This window comes from Shewanella sp. SM95, from assembly GCF_025653595.1.
GTDB lineage: Bacteria > Pseudomonadota > Gammaproteobacteria > Enterobacterales > Shewanellaceae > Shewanella > Shewanella oncorhynchi.
In genome coordinates this window covers 271,554-291,208 of record NZ_JAKKSE010000003.1, presented here as the reverse complement: position 1 = coordinate 291,208, position 19,655 = coordinate 271,554, and the positions used below count along the sequence as shown (strand labels likewise).

Genomic DNA, 19,655 nt, shown 5'->3' with positions numbered 1-19,655 from the left:
TGATTAAGCTTTAGCTTTTTTTGCAGCAGCGGCAGCGGCCTTAGAGTCTGCCTCTTCTTTTGCCTTGGATTCTGCTTCAGCAGCGGCCTTAGCGTCTGCTTCTTCTTTTGCCTTGGTTTCATCTTCTTCAGCGGCCTTAGCGTCTGCTTCTTCTGTTTTTTCTTCCGGTGCGCGCTCAACTAATTTGTTGTGCTTTAGCTCATTAAAATGATGTTCATCAACTTCAAATGGTTTTGATGCGCGGGTTTTTACTTCCTTTTCAAAGTAAAAGGACTTAAGTGCAATGGCGAGAACTTTAGCCATGGTATTACTCCTATAAATTGGTATTGATAAAAACGACAAAGGCCGAAGATATTCGGCCTTTTGCTTTTAGTTATCAGTTAAGTGATTTTGCGCTGTTAGGCAAAGGTGAAATCGCCAGTGACAAACGCTTCAGGACGATAAACCGCAAGTGCTAAACGTTCTTCAGCACGGATAGTCACCATGTTTAACTCAAAATCTTTGTCGTTCTCGGTTGAGATTAAGACTTCAATATCCATACGGTCATAGATCTGCGCGCCCATTTGGAAGGCACCGACTAAGAACTCGTCTTGCACAATCGCAGAAGTTTCTACAACAGGACGATTCCACAAGGTTGCGAATGTTTGGCCTTGTGGTTTACCAATTAAGTAATTCCCATTGCTATCTTTAAGCATTTCAATCACAGCCCAGTCGATCGGATTGAGTACGATACCGTCGGAGGAGTATTCAGCTAAAGCAGCTTGTAGCATTGCAAGACGAATGCGGTCAATATGCTGCTCTGCAGTGACTGTTGCACCTGCTGGTTTAACGTAAGCACTAGCTTGCGGGATAATACCGTGCAGGTTAGCGCCAGTATTATTGCCGTACAGCAGTTGCGTTTCTTCAGCAAGCATTAAGCCGTAACGAGCACGAGCATCGATGTAGCTAGCTAATTGCTCGGCATCATCCAAGATTTGGCGGCTGGCTTTAAAAAGATGCGGAATGGTACGTACTGCATTATTCACTAAACCAAAAGTGATATCTGAATACGGTTTTTGAGTATTTTCAGCAGTTGGAGCCGCATTATTGGTAAAGCCAGTTTCCTTCACATATTCAACGCTGTTGCTGCCAGTTCGACCTGGTGCAATCAAATCGCGAATCGTGAAGGTGCGCTGTGGAGGTGCAACGATACCAGCCATACGATCAGGGCGGACTAATGCACCACCTGAACCTGTGGCAGAGGTAATCGCTGAACGTGGCATTTGCACACGACGACTACCACGGAAAGAGCTGTTAACCCCTTCCATTTCTTTGTCTTTCGCTACTAGCTCACCGATCGACATTTCACGTTCTTCTTGCTGACTTTGCGGCCCCTTAAGCAGCTTTTGCTCAGCTTCTTGCAATCGTGCTTGCATGGAACCCTGCTCTAACAGCAGCTTATCGACCTTATCGCGGGTTTCGGCATTCATGTCACCAGAAGCCTTGATCTGCTTATTGGTTTCTTCTGCCGCCGATTTAATTTGATCACCAATCTTGGTTAGATTGGCACCTAATTCTTCTACTTGTTTTTCAAAATTTGGGTTTGGCATAATCGCCTCCAGTTATTTAGATAAAATGGTGTTTGATGCGTTGATTAACGCAGTTAGATCGGGGGCGACAGCGTTTTGCGTATCGGACACATCAGCATTTAGCGTGATGCCGCCAGCAGCGCTCGGCGTACTGGACTTTAAATCTTGCAATAGTTGACGGCGTTCACTGCGGGGAACGCCTGCTTTTGCCATGGCGGCATCGACTTTTCGTAGTGAGTTCGCGCTGGAGTTGTCGGTTGATTCGCCAATTTCAGCAGCGGATAAGGTTCCAGCTGCAAAGCCAAGTTCTACGGCCTTTTTGCCGCGGATAAAGGTTTCTTCATCCATCATAGTTGCAATGGCTTTTTCGCTCTGACCACTGCCTTCTACATACAAATCGACCATGGCGGCATCGAATTCTTCCATGTCATCCGCAATGTTTCGCAATGCATGGCGGTTACCGATGGCAAATACCCAGCAGTTGTGGATCATCAGGAAGGCTGAGCTGGCGACAAAGCGCGCATCATCAGCACCAGCCATGTAAATGACGGATGCGGCAGAGGCTGCGAGGCCAAGCACTTTGGTGGTCACTTTGCCTTTGTGCTCAAGCAAGCGGTTATAAATGGCGATACCTTCGAACATATCGCCACCCGGAGAATTGATGTAGACGGTCACATCTTTATCTGCGCCGATACTGCGTAGCGCAGCATCGATACGCTTCAGTGTGACGCCTTCGCCATACCAGTCCTCGCCAATGATGCCGTAAACCGTAATGGTAGATTCAGTGTTTTCAACCGCGGCCTGAATCGCTGGGTTCCACAGCTCTTGCGCGCGCGGAGAAATATCGCAGCGCACTCCGCTCTGCGAGAAGCTTTTTGGAAATGGCATGGTTTACCCCTAGTTGTCTTGATTAAGCCAGTTGGTTAATACGGCTTGTACTTTGTCCGATTCGGATAGAGCGCCAAGTTGATCGATTGGCAATAGGTTGCTTTGGGCTGTTAAGACATCTGCATTACCACCTCGGCGTGGTAAGTTTTCTTTAACGCGGCATTCATCGCGGGTGTAAATCGCATTTTGAGTCATTTTGCTGTAGAACTCTGCCCGTGATGCGCTATCGCCACGAAGCAGGGCTTCAAGATTATATTGAGCGTACTGAGTTTGACGCTGTGCTGGAGTGAGCAAGTTGATGCTAATTGACTGCTCAATGCGGCGGATCCAAGACGATAACGTCAAGGTGACAAAGCCGATCATCTTTTGCTCTAGCCCTGTGCCCCAATTACTATCTTTACCACCAAAACCAATTAATGAAGGGTCCACTAAAAACCAGCGGCAGATCTCTTCTACGCTGTAGTTTCGCGACTCGAGTAACTGGGCATCAATAGGGTTAATGCCAATCAACTCAGGGGTAACACCTTGCTCAAGTACGGGGGATTTACCCGCGTTCATTGCGCCAGTGATGGTTTTTACATATTCGCGAAATTCCACACGTTGAGGTGCAGTCATTATCCGGTCAACTTTAAAGGCGACTGTCTTTGTCATACCATTTTTAAAGGTGTTAGCACTGACATCTTCGGCTGACATAGCGCCGCCAAACACATTGGCACCATAGGAAATAGTCGATAAGCCAATCAAACCATCCAGCGAGAATGCGGGAATGTGCATCATGTTTTGCTTTTCGATTTGACGTTTTTTACCTTTTCTTGGCGTGTACCAATACACTAGGCTGCCGTTGTCGGCGAGATCGATATCCATGCGGTGTGGCATAAGGAAATCGAGCGCGATAATGTCAGCCCCTGAACGGTGGATCTCAATGAATGCATTGCCCTTTAGCAGTAAGGAGGCAATGACGGCCTCCCAAAACTGCATTGCTGTCATGTCAGCATTTGGCTTAAGACTTAATACATTCGATAGGCTGCTTTGAACCTGTACTCTGCCGCCATCACTTTGGCGCTCGTATAACCCCAGTGGCAGCATAGCAACGGTTTCAGCAATGCGGCGAACACAGGCCCAAACTGCAGCAAGCTGCATGGCGGTATTCACATTAACCGTTTTGCCGCTTTTTGAGGTTGCCATTAATTGCGACCAAAAATCACCGTCTGTGAGCCTTAAGGTTTTACCCATAAAACTATCTAACGATGCAAATGGTTGGCTTGCTGCTTTCGCAATGACTGAACCTAATGAGTTGGTTGGTTTCACGCAGTCATTCCTTTACGTAAAAATGAGGCGCCAGCGAATGCAAACAATGAACCCGCTAGTAATGACCAGCCAAGCCCAAAAAGAATGTAAACGCCTGCGACAGCCAGTAATGAACCTGTGAGCGCTAGGGCAATGAATAGAGCAAGTGGTGTGTTCATTAGTAAATTGGGTCCCTTATCGCTGCTAACCAATCTTCGGTATCATCTATGCCATCTGACTCTAATGCCGTTCCCACTGCCATTGCGGCGGCGACTACGCCATCGATGCGGCCTGTGGATTTTTTCTTGGTAAAAATACGGTTGTCTTTGGCGTCGGCCTCAAGCACTGCGCTTGCTGCGTTCCACCTTAGGCATGGGTTGGTTTTGATTCTGATCTGCTTACTAGTGATCAGCTTTTCGAACTCTTCAATTGAGCGCGGCATCCACAGGTTTGATTCGGATGCTTTGTAGTAGCCCTGCCCGTGCTTAACCAGCGGGATAAACACGTTTGCCTCTGTTAGCGCTGGCGTTAAATAGTTAATACGATATTGGTCGAAGCCGATGCATTTGATATCGAACTGGGCTGATAAGTCGGCAATGCGTTCTGCGACAAAGCTGTAGTCAACTGCATGCCCGGGTGGTGCATGAATGAAACCTTGCCTTAACCATGCTGAATACGGCACGTTATCGGTGCGTTCACGGTCAAGCAAGGTATCTTTTGGTGTCCAAAACTCGACTAATAAGGTCTTTATTTTAGGGAAATAGAGCCCTAATGCCGTTAAATCTCGGGTACCTGATAGGTCGAGTCCGCCGTAGCATTCTTCGCCGACGAGTTCGCTGATATCAAAATCATCTTCACAATCTGTCCATGTGTCGGCTGATAGCCAAGGTGAGGCAGAATCTACCCACTGACAGAAGTTTAAGCGCCGAACAATGCTCTCTTTGGCTGGCATGCCCTTGGCTTGCGTAACCTGTTCACGCAGATATTTAAGTGTGAAGGTGTGCCCAAGTGACGGGTTAGCTTTTTGCCAACAACTTTCATCATTGATTGGGTCGTCACCTTCATCGAGCGAACAGATAAAGGCGAAGAAGGAATCATCTTCTTTGGTACCCGCACAAATAGCCTTGCCATATTCGTGGTATGAGTAACAAACGCTGGTGCGGTCGTGGCCTGAGTTGGTGATCATGAAGATCAGCGCTTGCTTGCGGCCTTTTGTGCCGGCGCGCATCATTTCAACGACGTTGTTGTTCTTGTGTTCGTGTACTTCATCAATCAGTGCCATGTGCGGACGTGGGCCTGATTGACCGTTGTCTGAACTGATTGGCCTAAAGAATGAGTTCTTTTCTAGATATGCTAGGTTCCAAACGCTCTGGCCAGTTCCCGATTTTTTTAATCTTGAGCTTAACTGCGGCGACTGGTTGACCATAGAAACCGCATCGCGGAATAAGATCATGGCCTGATCTTTTTTGGTCGCGGCGGCATAAATTTCCGCACTTGCCTCGCCATCAGCGACTAAACCATAAAGCCCTATTCCACCTGCGAGTGGTGATTTACCTGATCCTTTGCCACTTTCGACATAACACATGCGGAATCGGCGGGTATGGTCGGCATCTTTCCAACCAAATAACGAGCCAACAATAAAGGCTTGCCAATCGAGCAGGTGGAACGGCTTACCTTCGTGGTCACCACCACTTAAGCGCAATACTTTTGGGAAAAAGCTGATCGCGCGATTGGCTGCGGCTAAGTCAAAATAAATGCCACGCTCAAAGCCTGTTTCTAAGTCTTTTAAGTGCCGTTTACAGGCGTTGCGAATGTCTGGTCCCGCTAAGAACTCACCTGATGCAACTTGCTTGGCCCAACGAGTGACGCGATCTTCTATATCATCCGAAGAATTCGTCGACTTCGTCTTTTTTCTTGGCGCCATCAGTTACCTGTACTTTGCTACGGGCTGATGGGGTTAGCCCAAATTCAACGAGATAGGCTCTAAAGCGCCGATCGGCATCAGCCAGCATTTGCACGGCTGGGTTAGCCTTCATTAGCATTTGCTCGACTTGCGTAAATTCTTTGGTTTCTTCATCGATGTTTTCGCCGATGATTTTAATACTTTGGTAGGTTCTGCCGTTTTGCTTAATTTCGTCTCTGAGCTCAAGGATTTCGGAGTAAACATCACATAAACGCTCAAGGGCCATACCATCAGCAAGGGTAAGAACGCCCATGTTTTTTAGTAGTATGGTGAGTTTCTTCCATGCGGCTTTGGCTCTTGGGCTTAAGTGAGCTGGCATGCGAGGAATACCGGCTTGCAATTTCGGCTCTTTTTTATTGAGAGTCCGCTTGCCTGGGTTCCCTGTAACTAGCTTGAGCGCAGTGGGGGTGGTTTTTCTTCCTACTGCCACTTTTCACCTCAATACTTGTTCCAATGGTGGTTAGGGTCTGTAGGCTTGCCGCTTTCATCAGCGCCAGGCTTTACCCCTCTATTCTCCATTATTTTTTTAGTGCTATCGTGGCAAAGCTTACAAAGCGGTTGCCAGTTGTTTGTGTCCCAGAACAAGGCTTGATCACCTTGGTGTGGAATTTTGTGGTCCACGACTGTCGCGGCTGTGATCTTGCCTTTTTGTTCGCAGAAGCAACAAAGCGGATTTCGACTTAAGAATGTTTCTCTGGCTTTTTGCCAACGTCCACCGTACCCACGTTCAGCGGTTTTACGCTTGTCATCACGCCAGCTAGGTTTTTGACTCATAACTCATCGGAGCCATCTAAATAGCCTGATAGGTTTCCTTCTTCTGGCTCTGCGGCCATCATCTGATCAACGATTTCAAGGTTACTGTTTACCAACTGGCTGATCGCTGTAGTTTGGGCGTTAATGGCAGCGGTTAAGGCTTTCATTTGCTCAATTAAATCGTCTTGAGTGCTTTGATTGATAACTGGCGGCTTGGTTTTGCCCTGAAATGTTGGGTATAAAGCATTTAATGCAGTTACATCAACCCAATCAGCGGGTACCAATGGCACTAATGATTTTGCGCCATTGCCGCCATTACCAATATCAGATTCGACAGCTGGAACTGAAACGATAGCGCCATTGAAGATTACTACGACTTTATTCATTGCCGTCATCCATATTAATTACTTTTAAGTTGCCTTGTTTAATCGCGGCCATTCTCGCTTCGTGAAATTCTCGGTTTTGTTTTTTCTTTTCTCGCGAGAGACGAAATTGAACTACGAATAAAGCGATTGTTGATGCGATACCAAGCAATAACGCAATATTGTTGAGTGACAAAAAGCCGCCTATTGCTGTTGAGATCGAAGCAATATAGCTTCCGGTTGTCGTAGCTTTATCCATAATTGGCGCCAATGGTTTGATATTCATTGTTAGCCTCCGATCACTCGGTAGACAGTTTTGATTTTTCGCTTTTAATCCATGTTTCTAGTGCTAACCAATCTCGGTCACACAATGAAATCACTTCAATCAACGAATTGGTGTATTCAGAAAGTTCTTGGTTTTTCTTGCTGGAATATCGTGGCGCTAGGCACTGACTGATCAGTTCCTGTGGTGGGAAAACATACTTTATCTTGGTGACGGTAACGGTTCGCACATCTGGCTGAACGCTCGAGCACCCTATTAAGATCTGCAGGGATATCAGCAGTGCCCCAAGATTTCGTTTTTTCATCACTGGCCCCGTTAAAAATTTGCTTCAATTCTTTATTGCTTGCGGCAAATTCCTGCTTAATTTCATTTCGATCACGTTCTCGATCGCTTAATGCTTTCGCTAATAAGCTAAGGCTAGATAACATGTTTTCTTTATCTTTTTCAGCAACTTCAAGCGAGTCTGAAACAGAGGTCAAATCCTTTTGCAAGTTTTCCCTTGATTGCTCTGATCTAGCCAAATCACTCTTTAACAGTGCTATTTGACCCTGATTTATCCTCAAAAACACACCTAAAGCCAGAATGGTAACGACCAGCAAACCGATAACTAACGCAATGATTTTATTCTTTAATGTAGTGAACATTTTCAAGACCTTCCTGCGCCAGAAAAAAAGGTTTCATTTCGCGGTTTTGTATAAAGATGGGAGCGCACGGTCAGTTAGGCAAAAGCCCCAAGGTTTCGACCCGCCCCACCCCCACTGACAACGCCTCAACCGATTCATAAGCGCTGATTTCAGAGCCTTTACCGAATGATTTGACCGCTGGCATCATGAATTTAAACCCTTCTGTAATCGCTTCTAATCGCGTTGTGTTGGATATTATTTAGAGTGAATCTACTGCAGTGAGTCAATGCAGCGCTTATGCCGCTCTTGCACTCGAACCCAGACTCCATAGCAGCGCTTGTTGCCAGGCGTTGAACAGTCATAGCCAGCAACAGTGCGATACTGCGTAAGCAGAAGCGCATCACATGCCTGTTGATATTCACCTTTGATTACATGATCACGTATGGGTGAGTTTGACCATCGGCCAATGCCGTACTGGTAAACCCAATCGATATAAAGATCGTAAGATGCTTGGTTAAGCTCAGCATTCGGTAAGCTATTGCGGAAGCGTTCCTCATCCTTTGAGATGTGAGCCTTAGCTGTTGTTAGCGCATTAACTGGGGTGAATTTATCACCAAGCTTTACGGGCCGACCATCTGCGTGATACGTAGAACCAAAGCCGCCTGTTGGTCTATCTCCTTGCACCGGCACTGTAGCGACTGGCGCAAACCCTTCTGACGTGACCAAGGTAATGAATGCTGCAGCTGATAGGCTAAGGCCTGTGACTATCATCTTATTGCGCATGCTTTTACTTTCCGATCCGTGGTGAACCTAACGGACCTGTATCTGGCGCTTTTGCAGCCATGAGCTTAAAGCTTTCCACCTGCAATGCTTCAGCTTCAGATAACAGTTTGATGATTTGAAGATTATTTGACTTAACCTTCTCTGCTAATTCGCTTTTATCATGCGCAACACGAGCCGTCTTCTCAGCGACTTCTTCTTGCAATTGTTTAAGCAGTAACTCGAGCTTGAATCCATTTGGATTGGCAACACTCATCAAAATCTTATTCATAGATGCCCCAAAACAAAAAGCCCCAGCAGATGCTGAGGCTTCAAGTTGAACAATAATTTAAGGTGCAGAAATGCAAAAACCACCGTTAAGGTGGCTTTAGATGCTTTAATCCGCATTGTTATAGCACGATAGCGAATCTATGCTGCTAGGTCAATAGATGTCTATCTCCCTTGTTTTTAATTACTATAGTTTTAATGTTGAGGTTATTATTGATTTAGCATACTTATCTAACGCGGCTTTTTGCATGGAACTCCATGAATCAAAAGTTGTGTTACTAACAATAAACTCATCCCACTCATCATCAGGTATTGCTTTGAAGTCGTCCTGACTTTCTACTACAAACCCGCTTGCTGTAAATAATTCTTCTAAGCTAGAAAAACTAGAACAACTATTTAGAAATTCAGGTGTCATTGTTTCATTTAACCCAGCCTGACGCTCTCCATGTAACTTTTTCAAGTTATTCTTAAGCTTTTCCAACCCTTTCATGTTTGACTTTACAGGCATATTCACTCCATTGACTTTTTGATTTAACAAAGAAAGCAACCATTAATTAAAAAACTTATCACTTAACTGATTCAAGTTCTCAACATACTAAGGCTATCCCTCGGGCAATGTCTATTCCAGTTGGAACAAAGACGATCTTAAGCCCAATCTTCTTGGCGTAGTAATACTCGGCGGTGGCGCCATCTGAATTGCGCCAACCGGGCAACATCACAATCTCATTGCAGGCGCGGATCATGGCGTAACAGATATCCATGTACTGGGGTTCTGTGAGCCCAACGGGCAACCCAGCAGAGTGCAATACCACTCTGCCCGTTGCGGCCAGTTCCTCTGCTGCACTAAAGAACGCCAGCTTATTGGCCTCGACGTTGCCACTGATTGGTCCAGCGATATAGGTGGCAATCACTTGCTACCTCGCTTATTAAACTTGTATAGCTTTACATAACGCTTAAAGAATAACGGAATCAACCCAATGCAATGGGTTCTGATCTTATCGTGCTGCTTCGTGATATCAGTCAAACACTCTTGGCAGACTTCTTTGATGTCGGCCGTTTGGTACTGTCCACTTAGCGCAGTGGTTGGCTTCTTAGCACTACAAATATCACAAGCCATTATAATTATCCCCCAAGATCGCGATGGCATAACGCTCTCTAATCACTTGAATAGACACTTGCTTATCTTGTTTGTCAGCAATATCAACTCCAACATTTAATAGTTTTGGGTCAACACCAAACCATCGACAAACATCTTCTTCACTAAAATATTCTTCGACTTCAATATTGTTTGACTCTGGATCAATGTTGATTAAAGCTTTTGTTTTAGGTATTTCACTCATAGATCACCACCAAACAGCACCTGGCGATAATACTTAAGCTCGGCGATTGATTCTCTGATATCTGCCAACGCTTCATGCTTATATTGCTTGGTTGCTATCGCCTCTTTGGCTAGTTCTGGCGCCCATGCCATGGCAGCGAGAGCCAATGCTGAAATATCCAATTGACGATAATGCATGAACTGGTGCAACTCTGGCATTTGGCAAAGTATGAACGAACGGTCAAACATGATGGAGTTACCAGCGAAGATCACCCCTTGTTTGGTTTCTCGGTCATATGCCTCAATACCCATTTGGCGAAGATGGTGGATGATCTGCTGTTCAGCCTCAAGTAACGACCAAGCAGACTGACGTACTTCATCAAGCAAGCCGCTCTTGGTGTGTGTATCAATCGCCCATTGATGTGATCGGCTAATTGCAGCCTCATCTTGATGGATCACAACTCTCAGCGCAGAGCCCACCTGATTGAGTTCTCTATCGGTAACGACTAAGGCAATTTCAAAAATTGGGTAATACTCCATACCCAACTGACCGTTATCAAGGCGACCATTAAGTCCGCCAGTTTCAATATCGCCAAATAAAAAGTAACTATTCATGAAAGTGCTCCTTAATTTCCTTGCCTATTTGAAACTGAAATGAATTAGGTTCATCAGGGTATAAGATTGGCCTCATCGTACCCTCAACGACATGGAATAGTGACATTAGCCATTCCATTGGTGCCCATTTAGTCGCCACCCAGAAGTCACCTTCTATATCGCCAAGCCATACAGGGATGCCATAATATTTCCCATGATGACTAAAACCCTCCGCTATAGCCTGTTGTTCTGTCATGTAGTCAACCGCTTTTAAAACCTTCGCTTTTATCATTAAATATCTTCCCTTTGTGAAGATGCATAAACTAACCCGCAAACCACTTACACCAACGGTTTAGGCTGTTTTACAATTAATTCCTGTCTTGGCACTGTCTTGATTTACACGACCAATAAATGGGTTGTAAATTGCCATTAAATGACTGTGCCACAACTCAATTGCGGCTCTCTTTTGGTCGGCTAAATAGGTATGGATATAAGCTTGATCTAGCTTGGTCATCGAGTGGTTTAACATCTGCTCTGCCACCATGTAATCAATGCCTAAGTCAGCCCAACACGACCTTGCTAGCTTGCGTAAATCATGGGCAGTCCATTCACTGTTACTCACTTGCTTAACCAAACTATTCGCCGACCGTTCATCTAATCCACCATTGCGACAAGGATGCGGAAATAAATACCCACCGCGATACCCAGCTGCTTCCTGCATAGCTTTATGCCAACGCAATACATCAGCCATTAATGGGGTGATCGGGATAGTCAGTTGGGCATGTGTCTTAGTAATGTCGGCAGGGATCACCAACTTAGCATTGGCCTCGTCGTAATAGGTCCAGCGCAGTAAACGGGTTTCGCCGATGCGGGTACCGTAAGCCAACATGATAAAAATCAGCATAGCGGCGCCATCGTTAGCATTACCGATATTCGTCAGCAGTTGCAGCAGATCAGTGGATTGTAATTTTGGTGGCTTAGTCGCAATGGGGGTCGAGATAAAATCGGTAAAACTCAATGATGCCAGCGGATCATCACTAATCAACTTAAGCACAGTCGCCTGTTTAAATGCCTTACGTAAAATCGCGTAATACTGGCGAACGCTGCCCAATGCGTATCGAACCTGCAGGGGCCAAATCAATAACTCATCAACCTTATGATGATTAAGCTCACTCAGCATCACATCACCCAGCACAGGGATTAAGTGCTTGGTGATGGCGCACTTGATATTGCGTTTGCGCTTCAACGATAAACTGGTATCGGTTTGTGACCGGCTTAAATACCAATTCAATAACCCGCCGCAACTTAGCCAGGTGTTAAATTTCACACTCTGATCTTGCCTATGCTGCATGCTGAGCGACGGTAAATCATCCAGCATGGCCTTAGCGCTCACTAGCGGCCAGTCGGCAACCTTAGCCCAATTGGCCTTGCCGTCTTTATAAGTGATTAAATGCCAGCTACCACGACTGCGTGAACTCGCCAAACGTAGTCGCAGCGGAAACCTTGGGTCCCTGATTTCGGTAATAGACTGATCGGCAACCGCCCGCTTAATGGCGGCATCACTTAACGCAATACAGGTCACGGCCATTAGTCACACCTCAGGTTAGTGCGGCAATCCGCGTAAAAGTACTCGATTGCAATCGCCTCTTTATCTGCAGGTGATAACCCCACCTTAAACAAGTCAGCAGTCAGTTTTTCAATCAACTCAAACTCAGTTAGGATCAAGGATTGCTGCAGCTTAATCAGCTCATTATTGGCCGTTATATTCACGCCAACACCGCCGCATTGATCACAACAATGCAGCTCAAACATCGGCCTAACTTTGCCAACGCCGCGGCAGGTTCTGCACTTGGGCAGCGCATTGATCTGGCGTTTAATCGCCTCTTTGGCAAGCACCATAGCTTTGTATTCAGGCGTTGATAACACACTGTCTTTACAGAGCAAATCAAAGCGTTCATTCAATACTGACTGCTTGGCGAGTACCGCCATCAAGCGTTTGTTCTGGCGCTCTAGTGGCTCGATGCGGTGGCTGTCAGCATTACCAATCGCGGCATTGGCATCTAATTCATCACGGATCACCCGCACTGCAGCCTGAACGCCACAGGCCAAATCAACTGATCCCATAGACTCGAGTTGATCGGCTTCTTTAACTAGGCGCTTAACTAAGTCGTTAACTGTCTCAATCATTTAGATAGTGCCTCTGCTAGCGCTTTGTTATGCTCATTAACCGCTTTCGCACACTCTTCAGCGCTATCAAATTGATACACAAACTCGCGTCCTTGGCCTTCATCATGGGCATAAAAGTGAGCAAAGGCGGTGCGGCGTTCTATCCTTGTGACTTTCTCAAGTTCTTGCTTACTCCAGCGGCGAGTGTGCCTTGTGGAAAGAACGCGACCTTGCTGCCAAGGGACGTCATTAAATGTAAGTCTGTTATCTGGCGCACTCATTAGTTCACCTGCTCATTTTCAGCAGCGACTAAGCGCAATACCCGCTTTGCATGGCGTTCGGCATCGGCTTGATGATGGTGCAGTGTGTCGACGCCAGTCATGTACTTGTCGTAAAAATGCTGGCTAAATTGTTCTGCAGTGATCTTGGTACCGCTTAAATCACAAAACGATTTAGTCAGCTGCTCAACCGTGTTCAACATCTTTCCGGTACCGCAGCAATGCACGCACTCACCATTACGGTGATAATTCAGCTTAGTGCCATGGCACTTAGTGCAAACGCGGGATCCACAAACCTCATTCACGGCCAGCTTTGCCAACGCAGTCGCCGCAACAGGCCTAAAGTCGGTTTCATACTGTTTGGCTAAGGCGTTGATCAGCAAATTCTCGGCATCAATATCGCCGCAAATACTGGCCTCTAATACTTTAACGCCGACTAAATACTTACCCTGCACCTGCGCGACAACACCCATAGCATCCTCCTTACTAAAAACCCCTTTGCCACCAACTGCAGCGCCAATCGCAACACCGCGAGGCGACAACAACTCAAATAAGCGCTCTATCGATATCATCTGTCAGTCCCTTGAGGTGATGGCGCAGTCGGTGCCGCACTCTTGTGAATAATGGCCAGCGCCATGCGAAATACACGGCTCTCTTTCGATTCCAGCGGATCAATGCGCGATACCGAGCTTTCAGGCTTGCGAGTCACATCTTCTCTAACCAGTTTTCTTAAATACAAAGCATCACTGAGCGTAGAATTACTGACACCTGCCTCTTTACACGCCTTTAAAATGGAATAGCCGCCAACATATAAATCAATCGCCTTTTCAAGATTTGAAGCACATAAAACCGATCTATCACGGAAAACCCCGCGCTTTTTTAGCGCTCTAGTGAGTGCGCCTTTGCTAACGTCAGCACGCTGGGCAGAATCAATGACCGATAACTGTTGAGTGACATAGAATGCGATCGCTTTATCAATGCGCTCATCAAACGATAATTTATGAGTTGTCATTATTCCCCCAGCCCAAACATGGCGATCAGTGCAGCATCGCGAGTGTCAGCATTGCTGCGCCCCGTCCAACCGGTGATCTTGTTAAAATAAACACTGCTATCCTTGGCTTTTTTAATCGGACCACGCAGCGGCTTTACCAAAGTGACTTTGATGCCCTTATCCTCAAGCACTTCTTTAATCAGTCTGGCCGTGGCTTTCACCTTGCCCAAATCTTCGGCGATACTCATGTTCACCTTGGCGTTAGAACCGCTTTGGCTAGGTGCATGGCCAACGTAGGCAAGCAATGGATTTTGCCCTTTAGCCGACTGCCTTAACCGCTTAGGGAATACCGGCTTTTTGTTATCCACATCTTCAAGTAACACAGCGCAAGGCGAGCTCGAAGCACTGCTAACCACAAACTCAATCAACTCACTAAAACCCATACTCTTAAGCGTCACTATTTCGTTGTTAACTACAGTCGCCACACCGCTTTTAGTCAGGTCAGGATCAATACCAATTCGAATCACGCTATACCCCTCTAAAATGTTTCGACTGCTGCACTAAAAACCGATTCGCCTGAAAGCGACCATCGCGCCCACCAATGGCAAATAAGCGTTCGTACTCAATCGACACTGAATGCTTAAACTGCTGAGGAATAACAGACATGTGCTTTTGAATCCGCTCGGCGTCTGAATCACCACTTCGGCAGTGATAAAACAGCGGGTATTCACGCGCACACCGAAATCCTTGTGCGAGTAGATCAGCTGCAGAGTACTGAGTCGGCACAAACAACACCGCATCGTTAACGGCATCTTTAACCGTGATAGCAGCCGCAGTTGGCGATACAATCGCGCTATAAAAATCAGGCGCATCTGCAGGTAACGGTTTAATTGCCAGAGCCATTGGCAGTCCTTAGCCCAAACTTTTGGCGCAGATCAGCGATAATCGAACATGCCTTTTGATTTTCAACTGGCTTGTTTACAGGGGCAGCAAGCGCCTTAGGAATGCACGCATTAAAGCTTTCACCCTTCACCGCGCGGCGGCACATAACCTCATAGTTGCGTTTAAACAAGGGCCATGTTTGCTGCTCAGTACGGTTTTGCAGCTCATACCAACCCGTTTCACGGCCAGCGGCAAATACAGCGCCATGGCTCCAATTGTGCTCACTCGGCCATCGACCATGTGAACAACACTCCCGGTAAGCTTGTTCTGCACTAGGCAAGCCCAACTGTTCAGGCGTAGGCGTACACATAGCCACGAACTCCGCAGGGTTAACGCTCCATGGCGCGGTCGCTGCGCGTTGTTTAAATGCCTCAATACCGATCATCACCTCACTAACACTCAAACCTGCCTCGCCAATTTTGCTAACAAACTCCGCCACTACACTGCCAAGCTCAGCACCAAACCGATTGCTAAAATCACGACTGTACAGGTTCATAGTCGGCATCAATTGTGTGGCCACCACCGTGGTGATCTGTTGACTGCTCGAGTTGCTCTGCCATTTCCCGCAGTTCGCGGAATACTCTGGCTGTGGGGTTCTCATAGCGTTGATTGTGTGCGGCAGAATCGTTTGCAGAGGGTTCATGTGATGTTCTCGCTAGCAGTTTGGCGTTAAGTTTGTCCCATTGTTTACGTAGGGTTTTGGGGCATAACACATTGCTTGCCCAAAATGAGTCGGTATTGGCAAACTTAAACAGCTTGCAGATTTCATGGTGAGTGCGTTGGTCTTGCACGCGCATTAAGCGCACTTGGTTTGCCCAGTCAGGCCAGTTAGGCTGCTTTGCAGTGGGGTTAACAATCAGGACTTTGTTGAAGATGTACTCAGCACAGGTTAAATCGTCCTGAGTGCCCCAAAGCTTTCCGTTTGGAGTTTGAACAGCGGCATCGGGTTTTACCTGTGTGTCGGCCATTGCGACAGCAATGTTCGACGAAGAGATCTTTTGTATTTCTTTTGTATTAGTGTCTTTCTTTTGTATCTCTCGATTCTGACAACCTACGCTGTCGGTTTCGACAATGGCATTGTCAGAATCGACAATAATATTGTCGGCTTTAATAGTGGATTTTTTACCGTTAATCGAATGCGATTTTTTGTCTTGCCACGCCGAAACAATCGGGTTAACGCCAACTTTACGACCGTCTTTTATGATGATATCGCGCGCAGTAAGCGACTTAATTGCATGACAAATATTGCTTGTTGTAATCCCCGTCATGTCGGCTAATTGCTCTAAGCAAACCCAATCAGTGGCCTTGCCATAGCCGTAGGTTCTACGGATAACAGCAAACACAACACGGCTTTCACGATCACTCAATTTCGTTCGGCACAGGGCATCCACCAGCGTATTGGAGAGTCGTAAATAACCATCATCCAAGTCTGCTTTCACCACCCCACCCCGCGCTTGTTGTTTGTGCTCAGCAACGGGCCGTAACGGCACCACATTGCTGCCACCAGCATCATGATTGACGCTATTAATTGATTCTTGTAACATCGTCTTACCTCGACTTCTTCAAACGTTTCTAGGTATTAAGCCCACAGCCTCCACAGCTCTAGTGGGCTTTCTTATTTCAACTGCACTGCACTACCTGAAAACTGATACCCCGCATCCAGTACCCGCGCTGCAATACCTTCAGCACTCGTAGTCGGTGACAGCCTGATCACATTCGCCAGCAAAGCAATATCTTGATTGCGCTGAATCCGTGCAAATGCTTCATCTTCTTCAGGCGTGTAAGGAATAATCTCGTATGATTTTTCGCGTGACTTATCATTTAACTGATTTGCGTTAAACCGTGGCGTAAAGACTAAGTTTCTACCTGCCATCACACTCTCCCATTAGCCTTTAGGCGCTCATGGTCATGGCGACAGTCGCCATCACAAAAATGTTGTTGATGAGGAATTGGGCTCTTGCAGTAATGACAAAAACCAGTAAACGGCAATGACGGCAGGCGAACGCCCAGCGCGGCCTTAATGTGAATGTCATTCTCAATGGCAGCTACATCTGCAATATCACTCATGCTGTGCGCTCTTTAGTTAGGGTTTCTGACCCTATTAGAGGATCGCTAAGCTTGGTCGTGTGAATCACACCAGCAAGTTGCCTTTCTTCAAAATCAGGCAATTCCCGCACTTGGCTGCTTACCACCGCTTTCAGTGACAACACTTCACGTACTGTGTTAGTCAGTTCGCGGCCGATACGTTCAAACTCGTCAGGGGTAATCACCCCATCAGCGCGGGAGTCACGAATTTCGGCCAGTGCAATACCCATCTGTTCGCTAATCATCAGCAGTTGATCGCTCAACTCTTCGTCACAGTTAACCGCCTCAGGCAATTTAACGAACACGCCACCACGGCTATGGCACCACGCCGACACAATACGGTCGTCATCGGCCAACTCAGTAAGATGAATCGCATCACGTAAGTAAAAGTGATTGCTGTCGTTATCAGGGTTGAGCTTGTTGTACATCACACCGGGCTGCTGGAATAAATCCTTCGCTAGCTTATCTACACCGTAATCGTGCCCAAGCGCATGGGCGGCATAGAGTGGATCGGTACATGAGAGACTTTGGCGCTTTAATGTGAGTTTACTCATAGGGTTAGTTATCCTGTATACCGTTCACATGATTTGCAGCAGATTGACCACATTCCAACGGATCTGGGAAAACATCAGTAAATGAACATGAGGAGCCTAAACGATTGAGAGCATTTACTACTTTCCAAGCCATGTCATAGCTAGGTTTTCTATTTCCATTGGCATAGTGGTTAACAGAACCTTGTGAGATTCCAACCTCGCTAGCCAAATCATCCTGAGACCGATTAATGGCCTTCAGTATTTTTTTGATGTTTGTCATATAGACTCCGTTTTTTGCCTAACCCAGATATTACACAATGGAATACGAAACAGCAAACACTTATTACATTATGGATATTCTGCAATCAATTACAATAGGTAATAATTGCACTATGAAAATTAGTTGGATTGATCTGGTTAAAACCAGAATGAAAGAAGCTGGGGTAACTCAGTCAATGCTTGCTGAAAAGATGGGTATGTCTCAGGGCGCCATCGCTCACTGGTTAGGTGGGAACAGAAAACCAAGTATTGAAGATATTGCGTCCATGATGAGTATCGTGGGGATTAGTCACATGACTTTGGGGGCAGATGGATTGATTGATTACCCTGATTCTGTGCTGGGGAATGCTAAGGAAGTTCCAGCGAAAATATCATATGTAAAGTCATTCCCAGTTATCAGCTATGTGCAAGCTGGTGCTTGGACTGAAGCTGTTGAATCCTGTCCAGCTTCAGATGAGTGGTATGAAACAACAGAGCGCACCAGCGAAAAATGTTTTTGGTTGCGTATTTCTGGCGATTCAATGACATCACCGTCTGGCGTTAGCTTTCCTGAGGGAACTCTAATACTCGTTGATACTGAGCGAGATCATCAAAATGGCTCTTTTGTAGTCGCAAAGCTAACTGACGTTAATGAGTCCACATTTAAAAAACTAGTGATTGATGCTGGGCAAAAGTTCCTTAAACCTCTAAACAACTCATATCCTACGCTTCCAATTAATGGGAATTGCAAAATTATTGGTGTAGTAGTTGATGCTAAAATTAAAATTTTCTAACTAATTAGAATTTTGAATGATAAAGGATTATTACCATGAGAATGATCTCTATTTCACTAGCGCTCTTTATGCTCGGCGGTTGCGCTACCTCAGCAGTAAATATAGACATAGCTAAAGAAGTACCTGAAGAGCGATTATTCGTTAAAAACACCGACGGCAATGCCACAATAACCATCATTAGAGATAGTGGTTTATTGGGTAGCGCTTGCAATATTAACGTATTTATAAATGAAGATCTGGCAGCAACACTGGGCACTTCTGAAAAGGCTGTATTCAAAGTAAAAGCTGGTGACTTATATCTTGGCGCTCAGTTTTCAGGCAATGGATTATGCGTAAATAGTAGCATTCGCAATTTAGAAACCTCAATAAAGCAAGGGCAACATAAAACCTATCGCGTTTACTCTGATCCATCAGGGAATATGCAAATTTTAGCTGGCAGTATAATTAAAAGTTAAATTATAAAATAAAAGGAATTTACCATGTTTATTATAAGATTGCTGGCACTAATTTTGTTGACAGCATTAAGTTTTGGCATGGGGCAAACGCCAGCTAACCAGCTTAATGAAGTTGGCACTTTTGTTGCTGCATCATTCTTCCTGCTTGCCCCAGCGCTTTATTTTTACCCCATGTACGAAGCTTATTTTAATAAGCAACCTAACTTTTATTCAATCTTCGCCCTCAACCTCTTTTTAGGTTGGACGCTAGTTGGTTGGGTTGTTGCACTGGTCTGGGCGCTAAAAAGCCAAGAACCTGTCAAAGCAGCTGTTGTTTCAACGCCAGATGTCAAACCTGTAACACCGCAACCTGCCCCAGTTAGTCCGCCGTCACCCGCAAAACAAATGAAACAATGCCCTTATTGCGCTGAAGACATATTAATGGCCGCAAAAAAATGTAAACACTGCGGAAGTGAAGTTTAAAAATT

Annotated in this window: 34 protein-coding genes; 3 read left to right on the top strand and 31 right to left on the bottom strand. The window is 46.0% G+C overall.

Annotation, left to right across the window (positions count from 1 at the left end; all coding sequences use genetic code 11):
• Positions 1 to 3: 3 nt before the first annotated feature.
• From L5M29_RS06730 to L5M29_RS06580, 31 genes are all read right to left on the bottom strand, one after another.
• Positions 4 to 303 carry a hypothetical protein gene (locus tag L5M29_RS06730; protein ID WP_263166920.1) on the bottom strand — a complete coding sequence of 100 codons (300 nt, stop codon included), beginning with the start codon at positions 301 to 303 and terminating at the stop codon, positions 4 to 6.
• A gap of 95 nt (positions 304 to 398) precedes the next feature.
• Positions 399 to 1,589: a phage major capsid protein gene (locus L5M29_RS06725; RefSeq protein ID WP_263166919.1), complete on the bottom strand. Its 1,191-nt coding sequence runs from the start codon at positions 1,587 to 1,589 to the stop codon at positions 399 to 401.
• 12 nt (positions 1,590 to 1,601) lie between these two features.
• The gene (locus L5M29_RS06720; protein WP_263166917.1) at positions 1,602 to 2,456 is read right to left on the bottom strand and encodes a head maturation protease, ClpP-related; all 855 of its coding nucleotides are present in this window, start codon (positions 2,454 to 2,456) and stop codon (positions 1,602 to 1,604) included.
• Between the two features lie 9 nt (positions 2,457 to 2,465).
• Positions 2,466 to 3,764, bottom strand: a complete 1,299-nt coding sequence (locus L5M29_RS06715; protein ID WP_263166916.1) for a phage portal protein — start codon at positions 3,762 to 3,764, stop codon at positions 2,466 to 2,468.
• Positions 3,761 to 3,922 (bottom strand): hypothetical protein, encoded by a 162-nt coding sequence (locus tag L5M29_RS06710; RefSeq protein ID WP_012587925.1) that lies wholly within the window; start codon positions 3,920 to 3,922, stop codon positions 3,761 to 3,763. Before L5M29_RS06710 ends, L5M29_RS06715 begins: the two co-directional genes overlap by 4 nt.
• Positions 3,922 to 5,667, bottom strand: coding sequence for a terminase large subunit (locus L5M29_RS06705; RefSeq protein WP_263166914.1), 1,746 nt, complete (start codon positions 5,665 to 5,667; stop codon positions 3,922 to 3,924). Before L5M29_RS06705 ends, L5M29_RS06710 begins: the two co-directional genes overlap by 1 nt.
• On the bottom strand, positions 5,624 to 6,136 hold the full coding sequence (locus L5M29_RS06700; protein WP_263166913.1) for a phage terminase small subunit P27 family: 513 nt from the start codon (positions 6,134 to 6,136) through the stop codon (positions 5,624 to 5,626). The genes L5M29_RS06705 and L5M29_RS06700 overlap by 44 nt, the downstream gene beginning before the upstream one ends.
• Positions 6,137 to 6,144: 8 nt before the next feature.
• Complete coding sequence (locus tag L5M29_RS06695) at positions 6,145 to 6,480, bottom strand: HNH endonuclease (RefSeq protein ID WP_259515096.1); 336 nt, start codon at positions 6,478 to 6,480, stop codon at positions 6,145 to 6,147.
• Positions 6,477 to 6,845, bottom strand: a complete 369-nt coding sequence (locus L5M29_RS06690; RefSeq protein ID WP_263166909.1) for a hypothetical protein — start codon at positions 6,843 to 6,845, stop codon at positions 6,477 to 6,479. The genes L5M29_RS06695 and L5M29_RS06690 overlap by 4 nt, the downstream gene beginning before the upstream one ends.
• Positions 6,838 to 7,107: an HP1 family phage holin gene (locus L5M29_RS06685; protein ID WP_012587930.1), complete on the bottom strand. Its 270-nt coding sequence runs from the start codon at positions 7,105 to 7,107 to the stop codon at positions 6,838 to 6,840. Before L5M29_RS06685 ends, L5M29_RS06690 begins: the two co-directional genes overlap by 8 nt.
• A 116-nt stretch (positions 7,108 to 7,223) precedes the next feature.
• Entirely contained in the window at positions 7,224 to 7,748 is a 525-nt protein-coding gene (locus L5M29_RS06680; RefSeq protein ID WP_263166907.1) for a hypothetical protein, read from the bottom strand.
• Positions 7,749 to 7,997: 249 nt separating this feature from the next.
• The gene (locus tag L5M29_RS06675) at positions 7,998 to 8,510 is read right to left on the bottom strand and encodes a glycoside hydrolase family protein (protein WP_263166904.1); all 513 of its coding nucleotides are present in this window, start codon (positions 8,508 to 8,510) and stop codon (positions 7,998 to 8,000) included.
• Positions 8,511 to 8,514: 4 nt separating this feature from the next.
• The gene (locus L5M29_RS06670) at positions 8,515 to 8,778 is read right to left on the bottom strand and encodes a hypothetical protein (protein WP_263166903.1); all 264 of its coding nucleotides are present in this window, start codon (positions 8,776 to 8,778) and stop codon (positions 8,515 to 8,517) included.
• 183 nt (positions 8,779 to 8,961) lie between these two features.
• Entirely contained in the window at positions 8,962 to 9,282 is a 321-nt protein-coding gene (locus L5M29_RS06665) for a hypothetical protein (RefSeq protein WP_263166901.1), read from the bottom strand.
• 79 nt (positions 9,283 to 9,361) lie between these two features.
• Positions 9,362 to 9,685 (bottom strand): DUF4406 domain-containing protein, encoded by a 324-nt coding sequence (locus tag L5M29_RS06660; RefSeq protein WP_263166899.1) that lies wholly within the window; start codon positions 9,683 to 9,685, stop codon positions 9,362 to 9,364.
• Between the two features lie 195 nt (positions 9,686 to 9,880).
• Positions 9,881 to 10,114 carry a hypothetical protein gene (locus tag L5M29_RS06655; protein ID WP_263166897.1) on the bottom strand — a complete coding sequence of 78 codons (234 nt, stop codon included), beginning with the start codon at positions 10,112 to 10,114 and terminating at the stop codon, positions 9,881 to 9,883.
• Entirely contained in the window at positions 10,111 to 10,707 is a 597-nt protein-coding gene (orn, locus tag L5M29_RS06650; protein ID WP_263166894.1) for an oligoribonuclease, read from the bottom strand. The genes L5M29_RS06655 and orn overlap by 4 nt, the downstream gene beginning before the upstream one ends.
• Entirely contained in the window at positions 10,700 to 10,978 is a 279-nt protein-coding gene (locus L5M29_RS06645; RefSeq protein ID WP_263166892.1) for a hypothetical protein, read from the bottom strand. Before L5M29_RS06645 ends, orn begins: the two co-directional genes overlap by 8 nt.
• Before the next feature lie 60 nt (positions 10,979 to 11,038).
• Positions 11,039 to 12,274: a tyrosine-type recombinase/integrase gene (locus L5M29_RS06640; protein ID WP_012587938.1), complete on the bottom strand. Its 1,236-nt coding sequence runs from the start codon at positions 12,272 to 12,274 to the stop codon at positions 11,039 to 11,041.
• Complete coding sequence (locus tag L5M29_RS06635; RefSeq protein WP_263166887.1) at positions 12,274 to 12,873, bottom strand: hypothetical protein; 600 nt, start codon at positions 12,871 to 12,873, stop codon at positions 12,274 to 12,276. The genes L5M29_RS06640 and L5M29_RS06635 overlap by 1 nt, the downstream gene beginning before the upstream one ends.
• Positions 12,870 to 13,133, bottom strand: coding sequence for a hypothetical protein (locus L5M29_RS06630; protein WP_263166885.1), 264 nt, complete (start codon positions 13,131 to 13,133; stop codon positions 12,870 to 12,872). The genes L5M29_RS06635 and L5M29_RS06630 overlap by 4 nt, the downstream gene beginning before the upstream one ends.
• On the bottom strand, positions 13,133 to 13,702 hold the full coding sequence (locus L5M29_RS06625) for a TIGR02642 family protein (RefSeq protein WP_259574275.1): 570 nt from the start codon (positions 13,700 to 13,702) through the stop codon (positions 13,133 to 13,135). The genes L5M29_RS06630 and L5M29_RS06625 overlap by 1 nt, the downstream gene beginning before the upstream one ends.
• On the bottom strand, positions 13,699 to 14,142 hold the full coding sequence (locus L5M29_RS06620; protein ID WP_263166882.1) for a hypothetical protein: 444 nt from the start codon (positions 14,140 to 14,142) through the stop codon (positions 13,699 to 13,701). The genes L5M29_RS06625 and L5M29_RS06620 overlap by 4 nt, the downstream gene beginning before the upstream one ends.
• Entirely contained in the window at positions 14,142 to 14,648 is a 507-nt protein-coding gene (locus tag L5M29_RS06615) for a hypothetical protein (RefSeq protein WP_071938922.1), read from the bottom strand. The genes L5M29_RS06620 and L5M29_RS06615 overlap by 1 nt, the downstream gene beginning before the upstream one ends.
• Before the next feature lies 1 nt (position 14,649).
• Positions 14,650 to 15,024: a hypothetical protein gene (locus tag L5M29_RS06610; protein WP_263166878.1), complete on the bottom strand. Its 375-nt coding sequence runs from the start codon at positions 15,022 to 15,024 to the stop codon at positions 14,650 to 14,652.
• Complete coding sequence (locus tag L5M29_RS06605; protein WP_259482501.1) at positions 15,008 to 15,559, bottom strand: replication protein P; 552 nt, start codon at positions 15,557 to 15,559, stop codon at positions 15,008 to 15,010. Before L5M29_RS06605 ends, L5M29_RS06610 begins: the two co-directional genes overlap by 17 nt.
• Positions 15,540 to 16,607: a replication protein gene (locus L5M29_RS06600; RefSeq protein ID WP_263166874.1), complete on the bottom strand. Its 1,068-nt coding sequence runs from the start codon at positions 16,605 to 16,607 to the stop codon at positions 15,540 to 15,542. Before L5M29_RS06600 ends, L5M29_RS06605 begins: the two co-directional genes overlap by 20 nt.
• 71 nt (positions 16,608 to 16,678) lie before the next feature.
• Complete coding sequence (locus L5M29_RS06595; protein ID WP_263166872.1) at positions 16,679 to 16,936, bottom strand: hypothetical protein; 258 nt, start codon at positions 16,934 to 16,936, stop codon at positions 16,679 to 16,681.
• Positions 16,936 to 17,130, bottom strand: coding sequence for a hypothetical protein (locus L5M29_RS06590; protein WP_263166870.1), 195 nt, complete (start codon positions 17,128 to 17,130; stop codon positions 16,936 to 16,938). The genes L5M29_RS06595 and L5M29_RS06590 overlap by 1 nt, the downstream gene beginning before the upstream one ends.
• Positions 17,127 to 17,702 (bottom strand): phage regulatory CII family protein, encoded by a 576-nt coding sequence (locus L5M29_RS06585; protein WP_263166868.1) that lies wholly within the window; start codon positions 17,700 to 17,702, stop codon positions 17,127 to 17,129. Before L5M29_RS06585 ends, L5M29_RS06590 begins: the two co-directional genes overlap by 4 nt.
• 4 nt (positions 17,703 to 17,706) lie before the next feature.
• Positions 17,707 to 17,961: a helix-turn-helix domain-containing protein gene (locus L5M29_RS06580; protein WP_263166865.1), complete on the bottom strand. Its 255-nt coding sequence runs from the start codon at positions 17,959 to 17,961 to the stop codon at positions 17,707 to 17,709.
• A gap of 37 nt (positions 17,962 to 17,998) precedes the next feature.
• Between L5M29_RS06580 and L5M29_RS06575 the strand changes: the two genes are divergently transcribed.
• From L5M29_RS06575 to L5M29_RS06565, 3 genes are read left to right on the top strand one after another with little or no spacing between them, the layout of a single operon-like run.
• A complete protein-coding gene (locus tag L5M29_RS06575) occupies positions 17,999 to 18,733 on the top strand; it encodes a LexA family protein (protein ID WP_263166863.1) in 735 nt (244 codons plus the stop codon).
• A gap of 35 nt (positions 18,734 to 18,768) precedes the next feature.
• Entirely contained in the window at positions 18,769 to 19,188 is a 420-nt protein-coding gene (locus L5M29_RS06570; protein ID WP_263166860.1) for a hypothetical protein, read from the top strand.
• A 24-nt stretch (positions 19,189 to 19,212) separates the two neighbouring features.
• The gene (locus L5M29_RS06565; protein ID WP_263166859.1) at positions 19,213 to 19,650 is read left to right on the top strand and encodes a superinfection immunity protein; all 438 of its coding nucleotides are present in this window, start codon (positions 19,213 to 19,215) and stop codon (positions 19,648 to 19,650) included.
• Positions 19,651 to 19,655: the final 5 nt, after the last annotated feature.